The organism is Methylobacterium sp. V23, from assembly GCF_002917135.1.
Taxonomy (GTDB): Bacteria; Pseudomonadota; Alphaproteobacteria; order Rhizobiales; family Beijerinckiaceae; genus Methylobacterium.
Window position 1 is genome coordinate 63,351 of the sequence record NZ_PDHT01000025.1, and the last position, 7,283, is coordinate 70,633.

The 7,283-nt window shown below is 64.1% G+C and carries 10 protein-coding genes; 6 read left to right on the forward strand and 4 right to left on the reverse strand.

From position 1 onward, the window contains the following. Positions 1–795: a transporter substrate-binding domain-containing protein gene (locus CRT23_RS20455; RefSeq protein WP_103711534.1), complete on the reverse strand. Its 795-nt coding sequence runs from the start codon at positions 793–795 to the stop codon at positions 1–3. 201 nt (positions 796–996) lie between these two features. Here CRT23_RS20455 and CRT23_RS20460 point away from each other — a divergent pair, with 201 nt between their 5' ends. The 3 genes from CRT23_RS20460 (at position 997) to CRT23_RS20470 (ending at position 1,995) form a co-directional block, all read left to right on the forward strand. Beyond that, the gene (locus CRT23_RS20460) at positions 997–1,272 is read left to right on the forward strand and encodes a hypothetical protein (protein ID WP_055957053.1); all 276 of its coding nucleotides are present in this window, start codon (positions 997–999) and stop codon (positions 1,270–1,272) included. A 105-nt stretch (positions 1,273–1,377) separates the two neighbouring features. Then, positions 1,378–1,560, forward strand: coding sequence for a DUF3606 domain-containing protein (locus CRT23_RS20465; protein ID WP_055957170.1), 183 nt, complete (start codon positions 1,378–1,380; stop codon positions 1,558–1,560). A 168-nt stretch (positions 1,561–1,728) separates the two neighbouring features. Further along, the gene (locus CRT23_RS20470) at positions 1,729–1,995 is read left to right on the forward strand and encodes a hypothetical protein (protein WP_103711535.1); all 267 of its coding nucleotides are present in this window, start codon (positions 1,729–1,731) and stop codon (positions 1,993–1,995) included. 425 nt (positions 1,996–2,420) lie between these two features. On the opposite strand, the gene CRT23_RS28560 is transcribed toward CRT23_RS20470, so the two are convergent. Further along, positions 2,421–2,582, reverse strand: coding sequence for a hypothetical protein (locus tag CRT23_RS28560; protein WP_181017405.1), 162 nt, complete (start codon positions 2,580–2,582; stop codon positions 2,421–2,423). Between the two features lie 362 nt (positions 2,583–2,944). On the opposite strand from CRT23_RS28560, the gene CRT23_RS20475 reads away from it, so the two are divergent. Further along, positions 2,945–3,763, forward strand: coding sequence for an FkbM family methyltransferase (locus CRT23_RS20475; protein ID WP_103711536.1), 819 nt, complete (start codon positions 2,945–2,947; stop codon positions 3,761–3,763). 191 nt (positions 3,764–3,954) lie between these two features. Further along, positions 3,955–4,206: a hypothetical protein gene (locus CRT23_RS27910; protein WP_146056439.1), complete on the forward strand. Its 252-nt coding sequence runs from the start codon at positions 3,955–3,957 to the stop codon at positions 4,204–4,206. Here CRT23_RS27910 and CRT23_RS20480 read toward each other — a convergent pair. Beyond that, complete coding sequence (locus CRT23_RS20480) at positions 4,139–4,408, reverse strand: hypothetical protein (protein ID WP_103711537.1); 270 nt, start codon at positions 4,406–4,408, stop codon at positions 4,139–4,141. The genes CRT23_RS27910 and CRT23_RS20480 overlap by 68 nt on opposite strands. A 506-nt stretch (positions 4,409–4,914) precedes the next feature. Between CRT23_RS20480 and CRT23_RS20485 the strand changes: the two genes are divergently transcribed. Then, complete coding sequence (locus CRT23_RS20485; protein ID WP_055957059.1) at positions 4,915–5,445, forward strand: DUF2721 domain-containing protein; 531 nt, start codon at positions 4,915–4,917, stop codon at positions 5,443–5,445. Between the two features lie 569 nt (positions 5,446–6,014). On the opposite strand, the gene CRT23_RS27915 is transcribed toward CRT23_RS20485, so the two are convergent. Continuing rightward, a complete protein-coding gene (locus tag CRT23_RS27915) occupies positions 6,015–7,163 on the reverse strand; it encodes a hypothetical protein (RefSeq protein ID WP_146056440.1) in 1,149 nt (382 codons plus the stop codon). Positions 7,164–7,283 lie beyond the last annotated feature (120 nt).

Here is a 7,283-nt window from a genome sequence, read left to right on the forward strand (position 1 = left end):
TCAGAGCGGCAGGTCGCCGGTCCCGCGCTTCAGCCATTTCTGCGACAGGGCCTCGAGGGTCCCGTCCGCCTTGGCGGCCAGCACGATCGCGTTGACCTTTGCCAGGAGGGCGTCCTCGCCCTTGGCGATTCCCACGAAGCAGGGGCTGTCGCGCAGAAGGAGCTTGTACTCGACGCCCAGGCTCGGGTTCTTGCGGCTGAGCACGCCGATATTCGAGACGCTGGTGGCGATCACCTGGGTCTGGCCCGCCGCGAAGGCCGCGGTGGTCGCGGCCTGATCCTCGAAGCGCTGGATCTGGGCCGAGGCCGGCGCGACCTTACCCAGCATCTCGTCCTCCATGGCGCCGCGGGTCACCGCCACGGACTTGCCGGCGAGGTCGTCGAAGCTCTTGATGCTGGTCGATTTCAGGGCGAACACGCCCTGGTAGAACGGCGCGTAGGCGGCGCTGAAGTCGATGATCTTCATGCGCTCCTCGTTCTTGCCGAGGGTCGAGACGATGAGGTCGATCTTCTTCGTCTGCAGGTAGGGGATCCGGTTGGCGCTCACCACCGGCACCAGCTCGACCTTGGCGCCGAGCTTCGCCCCGATCAGGTTGGCCATGTCGACGTCGAGGCCCATGGGCTGCAGGTCGAGGCCGACGAAGCCATACGGCGGGTAATCGGTGGGAATGCCGATCTTCACCACCTTGGTCCGGGTGATCTCGGCCAGCGCGTCCTGCGCTTGCGCGCCCGCGGCGGACAGCAGGGCGGCTCCGAGCCCGAGGGCGACGAGGAGGCGGCGTTTGGTGAGCGGCATCGGTGAATCGACTTTCCGGAAACGTGTGCCCCTGCCTGTGCAATTTTTGTGCAGCACGCCAGACGGATGCCGGCCTGTCCACAGCGATGGGGCCTCGGCGCTCCCGTCGGCCGGGTCTCGTCCCCGCCTCATCCCGAACTTTGCACGGCAGCGTGGCGTTGACGAAAGCGTGAGTCACGCCAAACAATCGGGAGAAATGCCATGAAGATCCTCGCCCTCGCCCTCGCCGGTACCCTCGCCCTCGGATCGGTCGCCCTGGCGGCCGAGGGTGGCTCGGGCACCACCAAGTCCGGGACCATGAACACCACCGGCCCGAACGATGCCGGCGCCGGCTCCTCCCCGGGCGCGGCCGGCAGCGGCCCCTCGACGGGCGACAAGAGCCGGTCCGGCACCTCCAACAGCACCGGCGCCAACGATGCCGGATCGGGCGCCTCGCCGGGCGCCGCCGGCAAGGGCACGAGCGCGCCCACCCGCTGAGGCGCGACGCGGCGCGCGCCATCGCGCGCCGCAGACTCGCCCGGGCCGGTCCCCCACCCCATATCGGTTCCGCGCGGCCCGGCGGCCGCGCGGACGGGAATGCTCATGGCTGGTCTCAAGGACAAACGCGGCTTCATCGACAAGGATCGCCTCGACCTCTCGGAGCGCAAAGCGGTGGAGTTCTGGATGAAGCGCTGGGGCGTCACTCAGGACCAACTCGCCGCCGCCCACCGCAAGGTCGGCCGGATGACGAAGGACATCGCGGCCGAACTGGGCAAGAAGCGCTAGCTCGGACGTGAAGCGCGAGCCCGGACGTGACGCGCGAGCCCGGGCATGAAGCGCTCGCGATCGGCCCACGCCCCCCTGCCCTGCGCCGACGCGCGTCCCCATGTTGAGTCCGGGTGTTCCGCGCGGGTCACGCGCGCGGCTCGCTGCCCCCGACGGGAGCCGGTTTCGATGCCACGCTACTTCTTCCATACGCATATCGGGGACGATGTGGTGGTGGACCCGGACGGCCGGGACCTGGCGAGCCCGGACGCCGCCTGGACGGCGGCCCAGATCCTGGCCCAGCAGCTTCTCCAGGGCGCGGACAGCGACCCGCAGCTCCTGCGCGCGGTGCTGTTCGTGGAGGACGAGACCGGCGAGATCGTGCTGGAGTTCCCCCTGAGCGAGGCCCTCGGGATCGAACCCGTCCCAGACCCGACGGACGGCACGCGGCACTGAGCCCGGCGGATGTCCCATTCGGGCGGGGGCCAGCACCTGGAGGGACAAGTCTTGCCAGGACCAGGCTCCCGCCGCCCCCGACCTCCGCGGACGGACGGCGACCGGTCCGAGTCCTGACAGAGTCTTGATCACGCCGATGTGTTGGATTCACGCTGCGCCGGGCCAGCAATCCACCATCAAAAGTTTGTTAGGGTTGTCATAAAAGCACAGCCTGCACTTTCAGAGGTTTGATCGCGCAATACACGTTGCGCATTTCTCCTGCTCATTGCAGCATACTGCACAGCCGCGCCGACCGTGCGCGGAGAGGAAGCGCAAGACGCCATGTTCGCCTACGTCACGATCCATCTTGCGTGCTTTGCGCTGGTCCTGGAACTGGCCGCACGCGCACCGCTCTGGCCCGACGAGGCGCCGGTGAGCGCCCGCGGCTAAGCGCCGACCAGCCAGAGCGCGCCCCAGCCCAACAGCCCGACCCATCCCAACTCCATCACGGCGAGCGCCCCCAGGACGATGGGGGTCAGGTAGTCGCGCTTGGGCTTGCCCTCTGCGGTCGTGATGTCGACCGCCGTGGCCAGGGCTTGTTCCGCCATGAGCATGTCCGATGTGAGTGGTGGATGTGTCCGTAACGCCGTCGCGCCGGAACCGTTTCAAAGTTTATTCAAAATTGCGAGGACACACCTCGCACAGCAACAATTGCGGCAGAACTGCGGCAGGACTAGGCTTGCGCCTGCGAATGCAGTCTCGAAGCGATGTCCTCGACCCGCTCAACTGTACGTCGCGAGCGGTTGGGGTCGAGACTGAGGGGCTTCGATCACGGCCGCCGCCCTGCGCGCGCGACGCCCGCGGACGCGCGCTGCGCCGCGAAAAGGGCCGTGACGTTGCCGGACCGGGCCCATAAGGTCGCCGGGCGCGCTGCGCCCGCCCTCCTGCGATCTGTTCGGAGATCCCACGAATGAGCCTCTTGGATCGTGCCGTCCGAGGCGTAAATCGCCTGATCTCGCAGAATCTCGGCCCGCTCTCGAGGGCTCTGTACCACACGGCGAATGCCTATACGAAGAGCTACAACAATCTGAACTACGACATGAAGAGCAACGGCGAGTACAGGCTCCTGGACAAGCTCGCCCGGCTCGAGACGAAGACCATCTTCGATGTGGGCGCGAACAAGGGCGAATACGCGAAGGCCTGCCTGGCCCGGTTCAAGGACGCGGAGCTCCACGCCTTCGAACTCGTTCCCGAGACCTACACCCGGTTCGTCGCCAACGTGCGTTCCGACCGGGTGGTGGCGAACGATTTTGGCCTGTCTGACCAGCCCGGCACCGTGGAGATCCACGTCAACCCGCGCAAGGACGGCCTGAGCTCGCTGATCGAAGGCACCGCCATCAACAAGGGCAGCTGGACCCGGCAGAGCGTCAGGGTCATCCGCGGCGACGATTACTGCGCGGACCGATCCATCGCCCGGATCGACTTCCTCAAGCTCGACGTCGAGGGCGCCGAGCACCTCGTCCTGGAGGGTTTCTCCCGCATGCTGGCCGAGGGGCGGATCTCGGTGATCCAGTTCGAGTACGGCATGATCAACATCTACGCGAAGTTCCTGCTCCTCGACTTCTGGCGCGTCCTGACCGGCCACGGCTTCGTGCTCGGGCCGGTCATGCCCCGGGGCGTCGCCTTCAAGAGCTACAACCCGCGCGACGAGACCTTCCAGGGGCCGCCGAATTTCGTGGCGGTGCATGCGTCGAAGCCGGAGATCATTCAGGCGGTCCAGTTGCGCTGAGGCCGGGCGGCGCCCCCTCCTGCCCGAGCCGGCGCCGAACCGCCGGGCCGCGGCACCCTTACCCACCGCACCCGCTTGCCCCCGGAGCCCAGGACGCTACCCTGTGGCAGGACACGCGCGATCGCAGGCGCGCCGGCCGCGCCCGACCCCCCTCGAGCGCGCGACGGGATGCAGGCAGAAAGGGACCCTGGATGAGAGATGAGGTTCGCTACCCGCAGGTCATTCCCATGGTGCAGGCCGTGCTCGACACCCTCCAGGCGGGCATCGCCGCCGAGGAGGCGGCCGCGTCGGAGCTGGCTGCGCTGGCCGACACGATGCGCGACGCCCAGCCCGCGACGGCGACCGCCATCCTGACGACGAGCCGCAACCATGCCATCAAGGCGCTGGCGCTGCGTGGCCGGCGGGCAGCACTTCGGGCAGAGTACGGTCTGGATTCGGAGTGAGGGCGACGCCCGCCACCGGAGCCAGGGCCGCGATCTCCGGCAGGCCCCGGGCGTAGAGCTTCGCCACGGCGGACCAGAAACGCGCGACATCCTCGCCGTTGCGGAGGCGCAGGCGCAGATCGATGGCCTCCCGCGCTGCCTTCGCCATCGCATCCCAATCGTCCGCATCCGGATCGTCGGCGGCTTCGAGCAACAACGACATCGCGGCATCCTCATGCGGTGACGCAGAACGGGAAACATCCGCGATGCAGGAACCGATCCATCGCGGGGGCGCGGTGGGCGGACGGCGCCGGGGGCCCGCCCGGCGGCGCTGACCCCGCATCGCGACGTCGGATCCGCCTGAGGCCTTCCAGCCTGCGACCTTGCCCGGCAGATGACGGCCCCGGTCGCCGGACCGCCGGGCTTCGCCACGCCCAGGCCCCCGGCCGACCTCACGCCCTCCCCGGTTCGCGATCACAGGATGGCCCGCCCCATCGCGAACCCGCGCGTTCCACCACGCCTCAGGGGCGCATCCGGTACCGTTCGGGAAGGCCCGCGCTCCGACCTCGGTCGTCGGCGCCGCAGCGGACGTTCCGTCTCAGCCGGTCAGCAGGCCCGGACGGGGAACACGGTCGTGCGCGACAGGTTTGATGGAGGGTGTGTCAGAGACAAATGACAGACCCCAAGAACGTTACCCCAAGAAAATAACCCCAAGAAAGTTGGATCTCGATGAACCTTGACCTTGCCAAGGTGCTGACGACGGTTGGACCAGCTGCCTCGATTATTTTCGCGGCCTGGATCTTTGTAGCGTTCCTACAGACCCGCTACGATGCGGCCATCGATCGCTATCGCGACTTGATCGAGAAGTTCAGATCCCCGGACCTTTCCGACAGCAGAAAGGCGAACATGCGGGATGAGATCCTCAACTACAAGCGCCGCTGCGAACTGATGAACCGGGCGATCGGCTGCGGACTCATCTCGGCCATGCTGCTGATCTCGACGATGATCTTCGGCGGGTTTTCGCTCGTGTTCCAGGACAGCGAAGCCCTGAAGCTCGTCAGCATGGGTACGGCGACCCTCGGGCTCATCCTCGTGATCGTCGGGGCTGCCATGGTCATCATGGAAGGCCGAATCATCCGCCGGCAGATCCACACGGAACTTCTGGACATCCCGGAGCTGGCGCATGGCATCGACCAGGGTGCCGGCGACATCAACGATCCGCACCGACGCGGACAGGACCGGGTCCCGACGCGGTCCTGAGGCGATCCTCCGGCGCCTGGAGGCTTGGAGCTGGGGGGCTGGAGCAGGAGACGAGGCGGGGAGCGCCGGGGTCGCGCACGCGCGGATGCTCTGACCTCCCCCCTTCCTACGGTCAGTCTCGCCGAGGCCCGCCCGTCAGAGCACTGAGGCTGGTCTCGCGATCGACCTTGTATTCGCGCGGGATGATTGGGCACATTTGGCGGTGATCCTCCGCTTGCGAAAGTGCCGCCCTATCGGCTTGCTTCGAGGATATGGAGGCAGACGGAACCGGCAAGGCCACTCGAGCCTGAGCGCCGAGCCGCGGCACGCATCTGATGCATCAGCAGCACTGCACAGTTATAAGTACGATTTGCGTTGGGTTTTATATTGTAAGAATCATTGATAAACACTTAAACTTGACCCATGACTCCTCCTCTGTCTCAGCGAACCGACGGATGTACGTCACGTGGAACTGAAGAGCCTTAGCGCTCGTGTACCCATCATGCTCAGCAGAAGTTCATCCCGGCTTATGTGCATGAACGGGTTTCTTTGTTAGCCCTAGTACCAGCCCACCTCCAGAACTACAGAAACTAGACTCTAGTGCTTCTCTGGGTTCTCTCTAAGAAATCCTTGATTGGCTCGTTGAGTGGTGGGAATATTTCATGAAATCCCGCATGCAGATTGCCGCCTAACCTATTGAGCAATCCCAACAGTCGATGCACCTCTCCGGCGCTTTCCCTAAGTATCTGCTTTTCACGCACGTTGTTGTCGCCACTTTCGCTGAGGTAAGCCGCGTCAGCTTCGCCTCCGTTGTGCTCATGCACATGTCGCCTTAAAAACATTTTAGCTGCAAACGCCAGATCACTGCTAGCCACACCCTTGCTGATTTGGATGTCGAACCACCCCTCAAATATAGACCGAATCTCATCGATCTTGTAAAACCTGCCTCTCTCCAACCTTGATTTGCGGGCCTTTGTCATTGGGACTAAGTTGACGAGTTGTTTGGCATACTGTGCAATGAACGAGTCGAAAGTGGATACTGCGTCCCTGAGACAACTCTCGGCCTCGCCCTGCTTCGAAAGGCTAACGCGAATCTTTTCTATCCGGTCCGCGAGCTTATCAAGATCGTTCCGAGTCCCGCACCCAGAGCAATACGCATATGAACCCAATACATCGTTGAAGGTCCCGCAGCTGTCGCAAATAAATTGGTGTTGCTGGCCTTCCTCGCTGACGTAAAAGGCTGGCCTGTTCACTGCCCGCTCTGCCGCATCTGCGACCTCATCCATATCGATAACCACATCCCCATTGTCAACCGTATGGAGGGCGTCTTTCAACAAATCGCAGTAGTATCTAACGTACCGTTCCTGCAAGTCCGACAATGTATGGTGTGCTTCTGGCAAATTGGCACAATAGGGACAGGCACGAGGAAAGGCATGACTACGCCAATACCCTCCGCAGCGATGGCAATTATGGCCGAACTTCCCTTCGCTATCGGACGATAAAAATACTGGGAAGCACCCTACAGGAGGAGCGGGGTCCCATCCTTGACCCAAGCCGCCGAACTTGAAGGTGGCTACCGGTATGCCTTGCGGCAAAGCGTAGATGCCGACCAGAACAGCAGGCACCGGCCGACTGTGCGTCCACCTGATGCCAAAGCCCTTGCTGCCGCGCTCATCCGTCGTGATGCTGAACGTAACTTTGCCATCTGAATGGCTGATCTCTCTGAAATCCTCTACCATCGCTTAATAGGCATCTTTCTGCGAATACGGGTATACACTCGCTTCGAAAGCTAAGCTCTGGACCCATAAGTTTGGCTTAGCAGGTGTGTCTGTGATTCCTTCTGGGTGGAGGAGGCGCCG

Coding starts and splice junctions, on each gene's coding strand:
- CRT23_RS20480 (WP_103711537.1), bottom strand. CDS start 4,408: ATGTCGTTGTTGCTCGAAGCCGCCGACGATCCGGATGCGGACGATTGG.
- CRT23_RS20485 (WP_055957059.1), top strand. CDS start 4,915: ATGAACCTTGACCTTGCCAAGGTGCTGACGACGGTTGGACCAGCTGCC.
- CRT23_RS28560 (WP_181017405.1), bottom strand. CDS start 2,582: ATGGCGGAACAAGCCCTGGCCACGGCGGTCGACATCACGACCGCAGAG.
- CRT23_RS20470 (WP_103711535.1), top strand. CDS start 1,729: ATGCCACGCTACTTCTTCCATACGCATATCGGGGACGATGTGGTGGTG.
- CRT23_RS20460 (WP_055957053.1), top strand. CDS start 997: ATGAAGATCCTCGCCCTCGCCCTCGCCGGTACCCTCGCCCTCGGATCG.
- CRT23_RS20455 (WP_103711534.1), bottom strand. CDS start 795: ATGCCGCTCACCAAACGCCGCCTCCTCGTCGCCCTCGGGCTCGGAGCC.
- CRT23_RS20465 (WP_055957170.1), top strand. CDS start 1,378: ATGGCTGGTCTCAAGGACAAACGCGGCTTCATCGACAAGGATCGCCTC.
- CRT23_RS27910 (WP_146056439.1), top strand. CDS start 3,955: ATGAGAGATGAGGTTCGCTACCCGCAGGTCATTCCCATGGTGCAGGCC.
- CRT23_RS20475 (WP_103711536.1), top strand. CDS start 2,945: ATGAGCCTCTTGGATCGTGCCGTCCGAGGCGTAAATCGCCTGATCTCG.
- CRT23_RS27915 (WP_146056440.1), bottom strand. CDS start 7,163: ATGGTAGAGGATTTCAGAGAGATCAGCCATTCAGATGGCAAAGTTACG.